Consider the following 14,647-nt stretch of genomic DNA (forward strand, 5'->3'; position numbering starts at 1 on the left):
AGTCTGCCCTGGCAGACTCGGGTCCATGAGCGCACTGGGGCGGATCGGCGCCGGACTGGCGATCACGGTCGCCGCCCTGGCCATCGGACGCACGGCCAACTACGCGCGGGTGCTCCGCAAGGTCGTCCCGCTGCCGCCCGAACCGCTGGACCGGCCGGTCGAGGTCGCCGCGATCATCCCGGCCAGGGACGAGCAGGCCACCATCGGCCGCGGTGTGGCCGGACTGCGCGCCCAGGAGCACCAGAACCTGCGGATCGTGGTGGTGGACGACGCCTCCGCCGACCGCACCGCCGAGGTGGTCGCCGCCCAGGCCGCCCAGGACGAGCGGGTCACCCTGGTGCGCGGGGATGGCCCGCCGACCGGCTGGTCCGGCAAGGTGGCCGCGATGGCCGCCGGGGTGCGCGCGGCCGGGGACTCGGCGGACTGGCTGCTGTTCATGGACGCCGACGGGGTGGCCCGGCCCGGCCTGCTCGGCCGCCTGCTCGCCGCTGCCGAGGAACACGGCGCGGACCTGGTGTCCAGCCCGGGTGCCGCGCGGCCCGGCGCGGCCGCCTGCCTGCTGCTGCCCGCGGCCACCGTGGCGCTGTTCGAGGTGGTGCCGCCGAACGGGAACAACAAGCGGGTGCTGGCCATCGGGCAGTGCCTGCTGCTGCGCCGCACCGCCTACCAGCGCATCGGCGGCTGGGCCGCGCTGGCCGCCTCCACCGCCGACGACGTGGACCTGGCCACCAGGGTGCGGGACACCGGCGGCCGGGTGCTGATCGTGGACGCCACCGCCGAGCTGAGCGCCCAGGGCCACGACGGGTTCGGCCAGCTGTGGCGCTCGCTGCGCAAGAGCTTCGTGGTCGGCACCGGGAGCAGCGTGCCGCTGCTGGCCGCGGGCGCCGTGGTGAGCACCGTGTTCGGCCTGACCCCGCCGATCGCCGCGCTCACCGGCCTGCTGCGCCGCGATCGCGCACTGGCCGCCGCGGGCCTGCTCGGCTGGGCGGCGCAGAGCTACGGGCAGCTGCTCTTCGCCCGGTTCGCCCACCAGCCGCCGGCCACCGCGCTGCTCGCGCCGCTGTCCTGGGCCGCGCTGGGCAGCACGCTGGGCAGCGGACTCGGCCAGGTGCTGCGCGGCACCGCGAGCTGGCGCGGTCGCTCCGTCACCCGTTGAGATCAACCGAACCCGTTGCGTGACAACGGAATATCGCCTTGCCTAGATCGCTTATTCTCGTTGCGCCTACTTAGTGTCGCTAACGAAGATCATGGAGGCAGCGTGCGTTCGGCCGAGCAGTCCCCCGACCAGAACGCACAGCGGTTGCCGGCCGAGGTCTGGGTGCTGGTGGTGGCCAGCTTCGTGATCGCGGTCGGCTTCGGCATCCTGGCCCCCGCGCTGCCCAGCTACGCGGCCAGCTTCGACGTCGGCGTCACCGCCGCCTCCATCGTGATCAGCGCCTTCGCCTTCATGCGACTGGCCTTCGCGCCGGTCAGCGGCCGGCTGGTGACCAGGTTCGGCGAACGCCCGATCTACCTGATCGGCATCCTGATCGTGGCGCTGTCCACCGGCGCCTGCGCCTTCGCCGACTCCTACTGGCAGCTGCTGCTCTTCCGCGCGCTCGGCGGCACCGGCTCGACCATGTTCACCGTCTCCGCGGTGGCCCTGCTGATCCGGCTCAGCCCGCCGAACCTGCGCGGCCGCGCCTCCGGGCTGTGGGGCACCGGCTTCCTGCTGGGCAACGTGATCGGCCCGATCTTCGGCGGCCTGCTGGTCTCGGTCTCGCTGAAGGCCCCGTTCCTCGGCTACGCCGCCGCGCTGGTGCTGGCCGCCTTCGTGGCCTGGCTGTTCCTGCGCCGCTCCACCCTGGCCGCGCCGGTCAAGGACGACGACGGCCCGGTGCTGACCGTGCGCGAGGCACTGCGGCACCGCGCCTACGTGGCCGCGCTGGCCTCCAGCTTCGCCAACGGCTGGGCGGTCTTCGGCGTCCGGGTCTCGCTGATCCCGCTGTTCGTCTCCGCGGTGCTGCTCAGCGAGCCGAGCATGGCCGGCTGGGCGATGACCGTGTTCGCGGTGGGCAACGCGGCCATGCTGCTGCTCTCCGGCTGGCTGGCCGACCGGCAGGGCCGCAAGCCGCTGGTGCTGATCGGGCTGGTCATCACCGCGGTCGGCACGGTGTGGCTGGGCTTCACCACCTCGGTGCCGATGTTCCTGGCCTCCTCCTTCGTGGCCGGGCTGGGCGCGGGACTGCTCAACCCGCCGCAGAGCGCCGCGGTGGCCGACGTGATCGGCAACCGGGGCCGCGGCGGGCCGGTGCTGGCCGGGTTCCAGATGACCGCCGACATCGGCGCGATCATCGGCCCGCTGGCCGCGGGGGCGATCGCCGAGACGATCTCCTTCCAGGCCGCGTTCGCGGTCACCGGGTTGCTCAGCCTGCTCGCCGCGCTGGTCTGGCTGGCCGCGCCGGAGACCCTGCCCAGCAAGGCGGGACCGACTGAGGAGACCCATCGGGGCACGGCGCTGGCCGCGGAGTGCGGCTGCCTGGACGAGGGGCCGGAGCTGCCGCTGGGCGAGCGGGTGGCCGGGAAACCGCGTCAGCCCGAGGCCTGAACGTTGGGAACGTGGGGGACCGGCGCCCTCGCAACCGGCCCCCCACGTGTGCCAGGAGTGTGCAGGCCGTCACCCGGTCTAGGGAATGGGTGATCCCGCCGATCAGTGGGTCCGGAGCTACACGCTGTTGATAAACAGTTTGTGCGGAATCCGGGTCGAGACGGAAAACGGCCAGTTCAGGGTCACCTGGCGGTATGCCCGCATACCCGCGGCGTTCATCCGGGAAAGTTCCGACGGTAATTCAAGGGAACTTCGTTCAGCCCGCCATGCTCACCCCGATGAGTGAACCGACCAGGTAGGTGGCACCGGCCGCGATCGCGCCGAACATCAGCTGCCGCAGACCGTTCAGCCACCACGGCCGGGTGGTGAACCTTGCCACGAGCGCGCCCGCGATGACCAGGCCGACCCCGCCGACCAGCAGGCCGGCCAGCAGCGAGTCGAAGCCCAGCAGGTAGGGCAGCAGCGGGAACAGCGCGCCGACGGCGAAGCAGAAGAACGAGGAGGTCCCGGCCAGCCACGGCGAGGGCTGCTCGGTCGGGTCCACGCCCAGCTCCTGGGTGATGTGCACCCGCACCGCCAGCTCCGGGTCCCGGTGCACCTCGGCGGCCACCCGGCGCGCGGTGTCCTCGGTCAGCCCCATCGCCAGGTAGGACTCGACCAGCTCCTGCTCCTCGGCCTTGGGGTGCGCGCGCAGCTCGGCCCGCTCCACGGCCACCTCGGCCCGCACCTGGTTGTTCTGCGTCTCCACCGAGGCGTACTCGCCCAGCGCCATGGAGAAGGCCCCGGAGACCAGCCCGGCCATCCCGGAGAGCAGGATCACCCCGGCGCCCGCTCCGCCGCCGCCCACGCCCGCGACCAGCGCGATGTTGGTCACCAGGCCGTCCATCGCGCCGAAGACGGCGGGCCGCAGCCAGCCACCGGAGACATCGGAGTGCACGTGCCCGACTTCCTCGGCGCCACTGCTTTCCGGTGCGGTCATGAAAATTACGGTAGCCCGGCCGTGCTAAAACCGACATTCGACTCACGGCGTTCTCATCCACCGCCGATTAGGCTGCCGCCGAGGCCGCCGGACGGTGGCCGGTTCGTCGCTGGAAAGGATCAGAATCGTGGGCGGTGCCGAGCGCAACGGGCGCAAGCGCAAGCAGGATGCCGCCGCGGCGGCCAAGGCGATGGCGGCCGCCCGCGGCAAGGCAGACCGCACCAAGATGTGGGTCGGCGTGGCCGCCGTCGTGGTCATCGCCGCCGCGGTCTTCGGTGGCATCTACTTCACCGCGAAGACCGACAGCGCCACCACCTCCACCGCGATCCCCGCGGTCAAGGTCAACCCGACCTACCCGGTGAAGCGGGACAACGCGGTGATCGTGGCGGGCAAGGACTCCGCGAAGGCCACTGTGGACCTGTACGCGGACTTCCTCTGCCCCGGCTGCGGCGGGTTCGAGGAGAACTTCGGCAAGCAGATCCAGGACAAGCTGAACGCGGGCGAGCTCAAGGTCCGCTACCACATGCTGCCGATGCTGGTGAAGCTGTCCAAGCCGGAGGGCTACTCGCTGGACTCGGCCAACGCCGCGATGGCCGTCGCCGAGGCGGACCCGAGCAAGTTCCCGGACTTCTTCGCCAGCCTGTACGCCAAGCAGCCCAAGGAGAACGGCGCGGGCTACACCAAGGACCAGCTGATCCAGCTGGGCAAGGACGTCGGCGTCACCGGCGAGAACTTCGCCAACGACATCCGCAACGGCACCTTCAACAAGCCGCTGCAGGACGCCTTCGCCAACGTCGACAACGACCCCGGCTTCAAGGAGGCTGGCGGCTTCAACGGCACCCCGGCCGTGGTCTCCGGCAACAAGGTCGTCGACTACCGCCAGTCCGCCACCTGGCTCGACGACCTGATCAAGCAGCAGGCCGGCTGAGCCTCACCCGATCCCCGGCAGAGGCGCGTCCCCGGTGCTCCACCGCACCAGGCGACGCGCCTTTCCCGTCTCCGTGCGCGGCACCACCCCCGGCTCGACCACCAGCACCGCGCACCCGATGCCCAGCCGCTCCCGCAACGCCGCGGTCAGCTCCCGCCCGAGCGCCTCGGCGTCCACCGAGTCCGCGAACGGCTCCACCGCGATCCGCAGCTCCGGCCGCGCCGCCACCCGCCGGTCCTCCACGACGAGGTAGTGCGGGCTGACCCGGTTGTCCGCCAGCAGCACCGCCTCGATCTCGGTGGGGAACACGTTGACCCCGCGCACCACCAGCATGTCGTCCACCCGCCCCAGCAGCTTGCTCATCCGCCGCAACGTGCGCGCCGACCCCGGCACCGGTCCGGCCAGCGTGGCCACGTCCCCGCTGCGGTAGCGGATCAGCGGCATCCCGGTCTTGGTCAGCGTGGTGAACACCAGTTCGCCCGGCGTGCCATCGGGCACCGGCCTGCCGTCGGCGTCCACGGCCTCGACGTAGAAGTGGTCCTCGGCCACGTTGAGCATGCCCTCGGAGTCCAGCGACTCACAGGCCACCCCCGGCCCGATGATCTCCGACAGTCCGTAGATGTCCAACGCCCGCAACCCCAGCAGCCCCTCGATCTGCCCGCGCATCTCCGCCGTCCACGGCTCCGCCCCGAACACCCCGACCCGCAAACCCAGCTGCCGCGGCGAAATCCCGGCCGCCCGCAACGCCTCGCCGAGGTGGATGGCGTAGGAAGGCGTGCAGCACAACACATCCGCGCGCAGGTCCACCAGCAACCGCACCTGTCGCTCGGTCATCCCACCGGAGAGCGGCAACACGGTCGCTCCCAACCGCATCCCGCCGTGGTGCACCCCAAGCCCCCCGGTGAACAACCCGTACCCGTAGGCGTTGTGGATAAGACTCCGCCCGGTGACCCCCGCCCCGCCCAGCGCCCGCGCCATCACCCGCGCCCACACGTCCACGTCGTGCGCGGTGTAGGGAATCAGCGTCGGCCGCCCACCGGTCCCGGAAGACCCGTGCACGCAGACAACTTCACGCTCATCCACCACCCGCAACCCGAACGGGTAGTGATCCCACAAATCCCGCTTGCTCAACGTGGGCAACAGGTGCAGCTCCGCCAGCGACACATCCCGCCCGCTCCGCACCCCGCACTCCCGCAACCGCCCGGCCAGCACACCTCCGCCCCGCAGGATCCGCCCCACCAACCCCCGCAACCGCTGCTCCTGGAGCACGGCCCGCCGCTCCGGCGAGACCCCCTCGGCGTCGGGTTCGGTCAGTACCGGGTTCAGAGTGCGCATACGAGGGATCTACCAGCCCAAACACCGTTGGCCAACCCCCGATTTTTGTTCATGAGGGGAGATGAGGTACGGTATGCAGGCACTGAACGGGAGACAAAAACTCCAGGTCAGCGCACCGGAGACGGGGCTGTAGCGCAGTTGGTAGCGCACCACACTGGCAGTGTGGGGGTCAGGGGTTCGAATCCCCTCAGCTCCACTCGGTTGAGATAGCCCCGGAAGCCCTGGTGACACGGTCCACAACGTGTCCCGGGGCTTCTGGCATTTCCCGAGGTCTCGATGATCTTGCTGGTTTGTCCCATATGGACAGTGGTCTGAATTTCGGCCGTTTCCTGGAGCGGATCTGGAGCGCACCTGCCTCCGCCGCGAAACGGGGTCGCCCTGCCGCTCCAGGTTCGGCCCGATGGCAGCCCCAAACGGGTTGTCCTACTGGTCGACTACTGGAACGCGGCGCTCATCAGAAGCTGCCTCGGAGTGACCGACATGGTGATCGCGGGCTGTCGGCTGGGGGTCCGCGGCGGCTACCCGCTGATTAAGAGTCAGCGGACTGGCGTGTCGGGCGGTGATGCACCAGGAGTTGGAAACCCAGTTGACCGACTGGAAGAACCGGGTCACCGTCCTGCAGGACATGATCGAGCAGCGGATTGAGAGCATCCTCAAGCGGGTCAGCGCCGCGTTCCACCGTCTGGACGAGGAACGCGGCGGTTGCGGTGCCCAGATCGCGTTCGTCCCCCAGCGTCCACAGGGCCCGGGGGAATGGGCGTGGGAGGTTGTGCCCCGTTGGAAGCGGTCGCGCAGCGGCGCGTTCGTGCCCTACCGCGAGGTCGCCAACGGCGCGCAGGTCAAGGTATACGCCGTGCAACTGGTGTTGGCTGCACTGCTGTCCGACGTCGAGACCCACGGCCGTGTGCTGGTGCTCGACGAGCTGGGCAACAGCCTGGGCGAGGTCAACCGCAAGGACGTGCTCGGCGAACACTGGGCTGCCGGCCCTTACCGGAAGCAGGCACAGGCCCAGTTGGCCCGTGGCCGGACACTTGCCGAGAAGCTCGCGGTGGACAGGCCTTGGTTCGCTGCGTTCCCTTGCCCAGCGCATCGCCGTCACCGGCGAGGACCGCGAGCAGGAGACTCTGCACGAGGAAGTGCTACCAGGCCTGGGCGACCGGCTGCGGGCGCTGGAGTAGGCCCGTTGCGGTGTCAGCTGGCATCGGCTCCGAACCGGTCATGGCCGGCGGCGGCAACCAGGGCGTCCCTCTAGGTGATCATGCTTTTCCGGAACCGCGCGACGGTGGCTATGTTCCCTGCTGGCATGACAACCGCAACACCATCCACTGTTGGAGGACCCGGTGCGCCCGGCGCTGACGGACAGTCGGGTCAGGTGGCCATTCGCGGAGCGGCGGCACCAACCGAGGTGGTGGGCCGAGGTCTTCAGCAGGGCCCCATCGGCAGGCAGGTCGACGCGAGTCTCCAGGCAACCGGGGCTTGTCTGGAGCAAACTTGGAGCAGCGGCGCGGTTTGACTGGAGTAGACGGCGGCGAAGGGGCCGCAACAGAACTGTGGGACCACTGCACCAGCGGATTCTCTGTTCGCGCTGTTCAGAGGCGCGATCGGATGACTACTTAGAGTGATATCGGCTGTTTGGTGTGGCATAGTCGGTGTACCTGACGGCGCGCCAGCGGCCGTATCAGGCTCCTGACGGCTCGGTATCAGGACAGTTCGCGATCGTCGTTGGCATGACGCAGTCAGCGATTGCAGTCTCAGGGCTGCGCAAGGCGTACGGGGATGCGGTCGTGCTAGACGGCATCGACCTGGAAGTTCGCGCGGGCACCGTCTTCTCGTTGCTCGGCCCGAATGGCGCGGGCAAGACGACGACAGTGAATGTGCTGACCACTCTGCTGCAGGCGGACGGCGGCACGGTGCGCGTTGCCGGACACGACGTCGCGACGGAGACCAAAGCGGTGCGAGCGGCGATCGGTGTGACCGGCCAGTTCGCATCGGTGGACAACCTGCTGACCGGCGAGGAGAACCTCCTGCTGATCGCAGATCTGCAGCACCTGCCCAAAGACGAGGGAAGGCGCGTCAGCAAAGACCTGCTCACGAGGTTCGACCTGCTCGAGGCGGCTCCGAAGCCGGTCGCGACCTACTCCGGTGGTATGCGCCGGAAGCTCGACCTCGCCATGACGCTCGTGGGCAAACCGCGAATCATCTTTCTGGATGAGCCCACGACCGGACTTGATCCGCGTAGCCGCCGCACCATGTGGCAGATCATCCAGGAGTTGGTCGCCGACGGCATGACCATCTTCCTGACGACGCAGTATCTCGAGGAGGCCGATCAACTCGCAGACCGCATCGCCGTGCTCGACCAGGGAAAACTGGTCGCTGAAGGCACTGCCGACGAGTTGAAGCGCCAGGTCCCCGGCAGTCACATCCGCCTCCGGTTCAGGGATGTGCTGGACCTTGACGCGGCGGCGCGAGCCCTGGGAGGAGAGAGCCGGGATGACGATGCGTTGACGTTGCGGGTCCCCGGGGACGGCGGTGTGAGGTCCTTGCGGGCACTCCTGGATCGACTTGATGAGAACTCGATCGAGGTCGAGGAGTTGTCCGTCCACACCCCTGACCTCGACGACGTCTTCCTTGCCCTGACCGGTCACGCGAGCGCGGAGGTCACCGCACGATGAGCACCATCGCACTGTCTCTCAAGGACTCCGGGACTATGTTGCGCCGCAACGTCAAGCACACGGTGCGCAACCCCATGGCGCTGTTCAGCGCGATTCTCTTCCCGATCATCATGATGTTCTTGTTCGTCTACGTGTTCGGCGGTGCGTTCAGTGTCGGCGCCAAGTACGTCGACTACGCGACGCCTGGATTGATCATGATGACGGTGGGTTACGGGGTAGGCGCGACCGCGGTGGCCGTTCATGCCGACATGGCGACAGGGGTCATCAACCGGTTCCGCGTCATGGACGTATCCCGCGGTGCCGTGCTCACGGGGCACGTCGTGGCGAGCACGTTGCGCAGCATGGTGGCCATCGCGGTGATCATCGGCGTGGCCCTGTTGATGGGCTTCCGGCCTTCGGCCGGCTTCGCGGACTGGTTGGCTGCGATTGGCCTGATCGTGCTGACGGTCGTCGCGATCGGCTGGGTGACGACCGCACTCGGACTGGCTGCGAAGACTCCGGAAAGCGCGAACTTCTCCATCTTTCCGCTGGTGATGCTGCCCTTCCTGAGCAGCGCCTTCGTTCCGTCCGAGAAGATGGGGCCAGGTGTTCGCGAGTTCGCGGAGTACCAGCCGTTCACCTCCATCATCGAAACCCTGCGCGGACTGCTGACGGGGACGGTCGCCACCAGCACGGCGGTCACCGCGGTCGCGTGGTGCGTCGGCCTCATGCTCCTTGGTTACTTCTGGGCGCGCGCGACGTTCAGCAAACGAGCGTAAGTGCCGCTAGTTCACGCCATTCCGCCCGCTCGCCCTCACGCGTCGCCTCGGCGAATGCCCCCTCGCCGAGGCGACGCCGCGCGACTGCCTCAATCCTCGCCGCGTCGGGCTGGGCGCGATCCGGCAACCCGCGTACGGCGGTGCTCGCAGCGACCAGCCGCACGGCCTGCTCGTATTGAGCCTGGCGCAGGGCAAGGTCCGCGATGCCGAGGAGTGCTTGCGCGATCAAGGGAAGGTGCGCCGCCTCGCACGCAGCCTGGAATGCGGCGGCGCGGTGCTCGCGGGCTTGGTCAAGATCCTCGGTGAGGTAGCCGAGCAGGTCGTGGGTGACAGCCCGGAAGTAGGGCTTCTCCTGGCCGTTGCCCAGCATCGCCTTCACCTGGGCGAGTTGTCGGTGCGCTTCCTCGAGATCGCCGCTCCAACGCGCGAGTTGCGCCTGTGACACGGCCAGTTCGGCCAAGGCGTCGGGCCAGGAGACCTCCTCCGCACACCGTCGTGCGTCGGCCATGGCGGCCCGGCTGGACTGCTCGTCCCCCAGAAGCCAGAACAACTGTGCCTGCCGTGCGCGCATATTGACGATGTCCTCGATCGCGCCGACCTCGTTCAGGACCGCGATTGCCTGTTCGTAGTTCGCGCAGGCGCGGGCGAACTCACCTCGCATGGCGAGCCGGTCGGCCAGGGAGATCAAAGCGATCGAGATACCCCAGCGTTCGCCAAGCGCTCGGAACTCACTGAGCGCCGTCTCGATGTCCGAGTCCGCTTCGGGCTCTACCCGCCCGAGGGTGATCCGCAGCTGGCCACGGTTCAGGCGGGCCTGTGCCCGAACCCACGGGTCGTCGTCGGTGAGCAGCGGTTCGAACGCGGGCAGTACCTCGTCGGGCGCCTGCAGCATGCGTTCCATCGGCGCAACGAATCCGAGCAGTGGGTGGTGGCGGCGGCTACGCTGGGTGAATCGGTATGCCTCGTGGATCCACTCCTGCGCTTGGTGCTGGTCGCCCTGTCCTGAGGTGACGAAGAGGACCACGATCGCGTAAGCCGTTGCCCGGATCTCATCCGTCACCTCGCCAGGGGTGCTGGCAGCCGCCATGATCAACTCAGTGCCCTCAGCTTTGTGCCCTCCGAGCCACCAGTACCACCCGGCGGCTGCGGCGAGCCGCATCGCCTCCTGTGCTTCACCTGACGCGATCGCACCGCGCACCGCGGCGCTGATGTTGTCGTGCTCGACCTCGAGCGCGGCGAGCCACTCGAGCTGTTCGGCGCGGCGCAGGTGTGGTTCGGCGGTCTCGGTGAGCTCGGTGAAGTACGCCAGGTGAGCACGACGTGCCGAGTCCGATTCCGCGGCCTCGGCCAGCCGCTGCGCGGTGTACTCCTTGATCGTGTCGATCATCCGGTAGCGAGGTGCGTCGTTCCCCTCGGCGAGCAGCATCGATTTCTCGGTCAGTGCTGTGAGTAGCTCGAGGACCTCCGACTGGGCCACCGCGTCACCCGCGCAGACGTGCTCGGCGGCCTCCAGACTCGCGCCGCCGGAGAACACCGAGAGCCTGCGCAGAACCATCCGTTCAGCGTCAGTGAGCAGTTCCCAGCTCCAGTCGACTACCGCGCGCAGTGTCTTGTGCCTTGGCAGTGCCGTGCGACTGCCGCTGGTCAGCAGGCGGAATCGGTCGTCGAGCCGGTTGGCGAGCTGGTCGAGAGACATGGTGCGCAGCCTGGCCGCGGCGAGTTCGATCGCCAACGGCATACCGTCGAGCGCCCGGCAAACGCGCATCATGTTCGCCAGCGTGCGTGGGTCGCCCGCGAGGTCTTTGCGCACCGCGCTGGCGCGGTCTCGGAGCAACTGCACCGCGGGGGAGGACTCGATCTCGCCGGGACCGGCGTTCCTCGCGGGCAGAGGCAGCGGTTCCACCTGCCACAACGCCTCGCCCGTGATGCCGAGCGGCTCCCTGCTCGTCGCGAGGATCCGTAGCCGCCTGCACTCGCCCAGCAGACGGTGGGCGAAATCCGCGGCCGACTCGATCACGTGCTCGCAGTTGTCCAGAATCAGCAACGCCTCACGTTCGCGAAGCGCCGCGATCAGCCGGTCCGCGGGCTCGGCGCTCGCCGCCCCGCCGAGCAGGGCGTGGACCCGGAGACCGAGCGCGGCGAGCGCCGCCTGCGCGACTTCGCCGCTCGCGCGAACCGAAGCAAGCTCTACCAGCCATGCTCCATCCGGCAAGTCGTCGAGGAGCGTGCGTGCGGTTTCCGTGGCCAGCCGGGTCTTCCCGGAGCCGCCAGGTCCGGTCAAGGTGGTGAGACGATGCACTTTGACGAGTCTGCCGACCGTGATGACATCGTCATTCTTACCGACGAAGCTGGTCAACTCGGCGCGCAGATTCGTCTTCCTGGTGCCTTCGCGTGGTTCCAGTTCGCCGCGCAGCAGCGCGACGTGCAGCTCGGACAGCGCGGGTGAAGGCTCGACGCCCAGGGCATCGGCGAGGTCTTCCCGCGCACGCTGGTACACGGTCAAGGCTTCGGTGCTGCGCCCTGCCGCGCTCAGGGCGCGCATCAGCGCGGCGACAAGTCGTTCTCTCAGCGGATGAGCGGCTACCAGTTCGGTCAGCTCGCCGACCAGATCCGAACCCCCGCCAAGGTCGATGTCGGCCTCTATCCGGTCTTCCGTCGCGGCTCGCCGCAGTCCTTCGAGCCGCGAGGCAGTCGCGTTGAACGTTTCGCTGTCCAGCAAGCCCACGTCTTCCATGGCGGCACCGCGCCACAACCCGAGGGCTCTGCGCAGGAGTTGCGCCCGCTGCGGGTTCCCGCTGCCGCGCGCCTCCGCAACGAGGTGATCGAACCGGACGGCGTCGACTGCTGGCGGTTCCACAACGAGCCGGTAACCGCCTGCCTGCCCCTCGACCGTCCCGTCCGGCAGGGCTTTGCGCAGTCGTGAGACCAGTGCTTGCAGGGCATTGGCCGCGTCAGCGGGCGGTCGGTTGCCCCAGATCCAGTCGACCAGCTTCGCCTTCGTGACCACTCGATCTGGTTCGAGCGCGAGCGCGGTCAGCAGCGCGCGCAGCCGGGCTCCTGGTATGTCCACCAGAACGCCGTCGTCTGTTCGAACCTCGAGTGGACCGAGCATCGCGATCCGCACCCGGGTAATTCTGCCGCGTGCGGTTCACGGACTGCCAGCTGAGGCATGGTTCATGCCTGTAGTGCGGAATCACCGCAGCGGTGGTAACGGGTCGAGTCCAGGCGCTTGAGCGTGGTGCCCTGCGAGAATCGGGAGCGCGGCGCTCGGCGGGACGATGATCCTGGTCGCAGCCCAGAAGCAGCGTGAAGTGCCACCTTATACAACCTGACCGACGCCGGTCGGAGAGTGTACGTTTCTGCCTGCGGGCTGCCACTGCAAATCGGGGCCTGGCGTGCCGCACGCACGGACATGCCGGCGATCGGACGTCGTTGCTGCATGTCGGCGGCGCGGCCGAGTTGTTCATCCCGTGCTCCGCCAGATGAAATCCGGCCACTGCAACGACTTCCAGCTTAGGTTCAAGGCAATTGGGTGGAATCAAATCCCACCTGTGCGGCCATCTCGTGCGGAAAGAACGTGTGTTGCCTAGGAACTCCATGTTCATCCGGATCCGACCGGATCCCTTGCCCGCAGCGCAGCGCCTGCCCACGGAGTTGAACGAGAACGCGGACGCGGTCAGTCCTGCTTCGGGTGCGGCGTGCGGCCGATTAGGTTCTGGTCGATCACGGTGACCCACCGCAGGCGCGGTAGGTTCAACCCGCTGTCCACTGTGGACAGCAGATGGCCGGCCAGGCCCTCGGCCACCGAGTTCGCCAGGATCTGGTTGAGCACGATGCTCTTGCCGTTGTCGCTGACCTCGGCACGTCGAGCACGACGCCCTCCCCGACCCTGGCGAGCAGGTAATGCGCCGCCGCCCGGAGCGCCGCCTGACCGGGGAACAGCGCCATGCCGCTGAATGGGGTGATTTCGAGCGGTAGGAGTGGTCCGCCCGGCAGTGGGCGAACTCGGAAAACGCTGCCACGAGGCTGGTGGCAGGTTGAGCGCCCTAGTCGGAAGAGCGCTCATCCAGCACTAACGGGACGACGCGGCTCGTGTTGGAGTGCGGTGGTTCGTGCCGCGCATCTGCTGGGCCTGCTTCACACCGGGCAAGCTGGAGCAAATCTGGAGCAGGGGCGCTGCGGGAACCGCGTTGGACGCAGGCGAACGGTACGCAACGGCACTCGCCAACACTGAAGCACCAGCAGTTTCTCTGTTCTGGCTGGTCAGAGGCTCGATCTACCTACGCTGGCAGTGTGGGGGTCAGGGGTTCGAATCCCCTCAGCTCCACTCGGTTGAGATAGCCTCAGAAGCCCTGGTGACACGGTCCACAACGTGTCCCGGGGCTTCTGGCATTTCAGCGCTGTGCGGCCGGCGCTGGCGAGGGGTCAGGTCAGGTCGTGTGGGTCGCGTGCGGCGAGGGCTTCGGGTTCCGGCACGCCCACCCGCCTGGCGATTCTCAACCTGGCCCGCACGGCGGAGCTGGTTCGTGGTCGGAACTTCGGCACCTGCCCGCAGCCACAGGCCTCAAATCCGTCGTAGCGCAACCCGGCGGCGAGCACGGCGGCAACCGCGGCCCATCCCGAGTCGTCGCGCCTGCGCGGCGCGGCGAAGTCGTGACCGGCGAAGGCCATCGGCCGCCGGCAGATCGGGCACCGGTGCTCCGCGCCGTCCCACCCGTACTTGTGGCTCTTGCGGCAGGGCACACACACGTAGTGCACCTTGTAGGGCGACAAGGCGTACCGGCACATGTCCACAACGGTAGCAACGCCATCGAACCAAGGAATGCGGATTTTGGCGTGAACGTCACGCCACCAGCGGGACAAGGGACTGGTGGTCCGGACCTGGGAGGGCGCGCCGTCTGTATGGCGGTGGCCGCCCTCCCGGACGCGCACCGCCAAGAATCGTCCCGCGTCCCGCCCGTTGTGGGAGGGTTGGCGCGTGGGAAAGCGCGAGATGGACGACGAGCAGCGCGAGCGGATGCACGACCTCAAGCGGATGACCTGGCGGGGCGGGCTGACCGGTGGCGCGGTCCTGGTCTTCGCGATCGTCGCCGGGGTGCTCCTGCACGACGACTGGACGGCGTTCCTGTTCGCGGGCTCGCTGAGCCTCGTGCTGACCACCGTCGTGTTCGTCTCGCACTGGCGCTACATCCGGCGCGGACCGTTCCCCCGGCTGCCCTCGAACATGCGTGACGGCACCACCTTCTTGTCCGGCTCATCCGGCGAAGGGGCAGCCGGTAAGGATCGAGCGGGCCAAGGCAGCTGAGCGAAGGCGCCGCGCGCGGCACGGCCAGGTCCAGGTTGTGCGGCTCGTCGACCAGAACCAGCTCGACGTGGTTCTCGCTCTTC

Annotated in this window: 12 protein-coding genes and 1 tRNA gene; 8 read left to right on the forward strand and 5 right to left on the reverse strand. The window is 68.5% G+C overall.

Features of this window, described 5'->3' with window-relative positions; translation table 11 throughout:
* Positions 1–25: 25 nt before the first annotated feature.
* Both ACWDY5_RS02270 and ACWDY5_RS02275 read left to right on the forward strand, forming a co-directional pair.
* Positions 26–1,156: a glycosyltransferase gene (locus ACWDY5_RS02270; protein WP_449720554.1), complete on the forward strand. Its 1,131-nt coding sequence runs from the start codon at positions 26–28 to the stop codon at positions 1,154–1,156.
* A gap of 102 nt (positions 1,157–1,258) precedes the next feature.
* Positions 1,259–2,587: an MFS transporter gene (locus ACWDY5_RS02275; RefSeq protein ID WP_449720555.1), complete on the forward strand. Its 1,329-nt coding sequence runs from the start codon at positions 1,259–1,261 to the stop codon at positions 2,585–2,587.
* A gap of 256 nt (positions 2,588–2,843) precedes the next feature.
* On the opposite strand, the gene ACWDY5_RS02280 is transcribed toward ACWDY5_RS02275, so the two are convergent.
* Positions 2,844–3,566 carry a VIT1/CCC1 transporter family protein gene (locus ACWDY5_RS02280; protein ID WP_449720556.1) on the reverse strand — a complete coding sequence of 241 codons (723 nt, stop codon included), beginning with the start codon at positions 3,564–3,566 and terminating at the stop codon, positions 2,844–2,846.
* A gap of 127 nt (positions 3,567–3,693) precedes the next feature.
* On the opposite strand from ACWDY5_RS02280, the gene ACWDY5_RS02285 reads away from it, so the two are divergent.
* Positions 3,694–4,494 (forward strand): DsbA family protein, encoded by an 801-nt coding sequence (locus ACWDY5_RS02285; RefSeq protein ID WP_449720557.1) that lies wholly within the window; start codon positions 3,694–3,696, stop codon positions 4,492–4,494.
* A gap of 3 nt (positions 4,495–4,497) precedes the next feature.
* Here the strand turns inward: ACWDY5_RS02285 and ACWDY5_RS02290 are convergent, their stop codons facing one another.
* A complete protein-coding gene (locus tag ACWDY5_RS02290; RefSeq protein WP_449720558.1) occupies positions 4,498–5,829 on the reverse strand; it encodes a phenylacetate--CoA ligase family protein in 1,332 nt (443 codons plus the stop codon).
* A 123-nt stretch (positions 5,830–5,952) separates the two neighbouring features.
* On the opposite strand from ACWDY5_RS02290, the gene ACWDY5_RS02295 reads away from it, so the two are divergent.
* From ACWDY5_RS02295 to ACWDY5_RS02310, 4 genes are all read left to right on the forward strand, one after another.
* Positions 5,953–6,025, forward strand: a tRNA-Ala gene (locus ACWDY5_RS02295).
* 366 nt (positions 6,026–6,391) lie between these two features.
* Positions 6,392–7,081 (forward strand): hypothetical protein, encoded by a 690-nt coding sequence (locus ACWDY5_RS02300; RefSeq protein WP_449720559.1) that lies wholly within the window; start codon positions 6,392–6,394, stop codon positions 7,079–7,081.
* A 475-nt stretch (positions 7,082–7,556) separates the two neighbouring features.
* Positions 7,557–8,501, forward strand: coding sequence for an ATP-binding cassette domain-containing protein (locus tag ACWDY5_RS02305; protein ID WP_449720848.1), 945 nt, complete (start codon positions 7,557–7,559; stop codon positions 8,499–8,501).
* A complete protein-coding gene (locus ACWDY5_RS02310; RefSeq protein ID WP_449720560.1) occupies positions 8,498–9,259 on the forward strand; it encodes an ABC transporter permease in 762 nt (253 codons plus the stop codon). Before ACWDY5_RS02305 ends, ACWDY5_RS02310 begins: the two co-directional genes overlap by 4 nt.
* On the opposite strand, the gene ACWDY5_RS02315 is transcribed toward ACWDY5_RS02310, so the two are convergent.
* From ACWDY5_RS02315 to ACWDY5_RS02325, 3 genes are all read right to left on the reverse strand, one after another.
* A complete protein-coding gene (locus ACWDY5_RS02315) occupies positions 9,243–12,383 on the reverse strand; it encodes a BTAD domain-containing putative transcriptional regulator (protein WP_449720561.1) in 3,141 nt (1,046 codons plus the stop codon). The two genes, ACWDY5_RS02310 and ACWDY5_RS02315, sit on opposite strands and share 17 nt — an antisense overlap.
* 552 nt (positions 12,384–12,935) lie before the next feature.
* Positions 12,936–13,091 (reverse strand): hypothetical protein, encoded by a 156-nt coding sequence (locus tag ACWDY5_RS02320; RefSeq protein WP_449720562.1) that lies wholly within the window; start codon positions 13,089–13,091, stop codon positions 12,936–12,938.
* Positions 13,092–13,684: 593 nt separating this feature from the next.
* Positions 13,685–14,047, reverse strand: a complete 363-nt coding sequence (locus ACWDY5_RS02325) for a hypothetical protein (RefSeq protein WP_449720563.1) — start codon at positions 14,045–14,047, stop codon at positions 13,685–13,687.
* 190 nt (positions 14,048–14,237) lie between these two features.
* Between ACWDY5_RS02325 and ACWDY5_RS02330 the strand changes: the two genes are divergently transcribed.
* Entirely contained in the window at positions 14,238–14,564 is a 327-nt protein-coding gene (locus ACWDY5_RS02330; protein WP_449720564.1) for a hypothetical protein, read from the forward strand.
* Positions 14,565–14,647 lie beyond the last annotated feature (83 nt).

The sequence above is a fragment of the Crossiella sp. NPDC003009 genome, assembly GCF_053591555.1.

Bases quoted from the DNA above. Each gene is read 5' to 3' on its own strand.
- ACWDY5_RS02270 (WP_449720554.1), top strand. From the start codon at position 26: ATGAGCGCACTGGGGCGGATCGGCGCCGGACTGGCGATCACGGTCGCC.
- ACWDY5_RS02280 (WP_449720556.1), bottom strand. From the start codon at position 3,566: ATGACCGCACCGGAAAGCAGTGGCGCCGAGGAAGTCGGGCACGTGCAC.
- ACWDY5_RS02290 (WP_449720558.1), bottom strand. From the start codon at position 5,829: ATGCGCACTCTGAACCCGGTACTGACCGAACCCGACGCCGAGGGGGTC.
- ACWDY5_RS02300 (WP_449720559.1), top strand. From the start codon at position 6,392: ATGCACCAGGAGTTGGAAACCCAGTTGACCGACTGGAAGAACCGGGTC.
- ACWDY5_RS02305 (WP_449720848.1), top strand. From the start codon at position 7,557: ATGACGCAGTCAGCGATTGCAGTCTCAGGGCTGCGCAAGGCGTACGGG.
- ACWDY5_RS02310 (WP_449720560.1), top strand. From the start codon at position 8,498: ATGAGCACCATCGCACTGTCTCTCAAGGACTCCGGGACTATGTTGCGC.
- ACWDY5_RS02325 (WP_449720563.1), bottom strand. From the start codon at position 14,047: ATGTGCCGGTACGCCTTGTCGCCCTACAAGGTGCACTACGTGTGTGTG.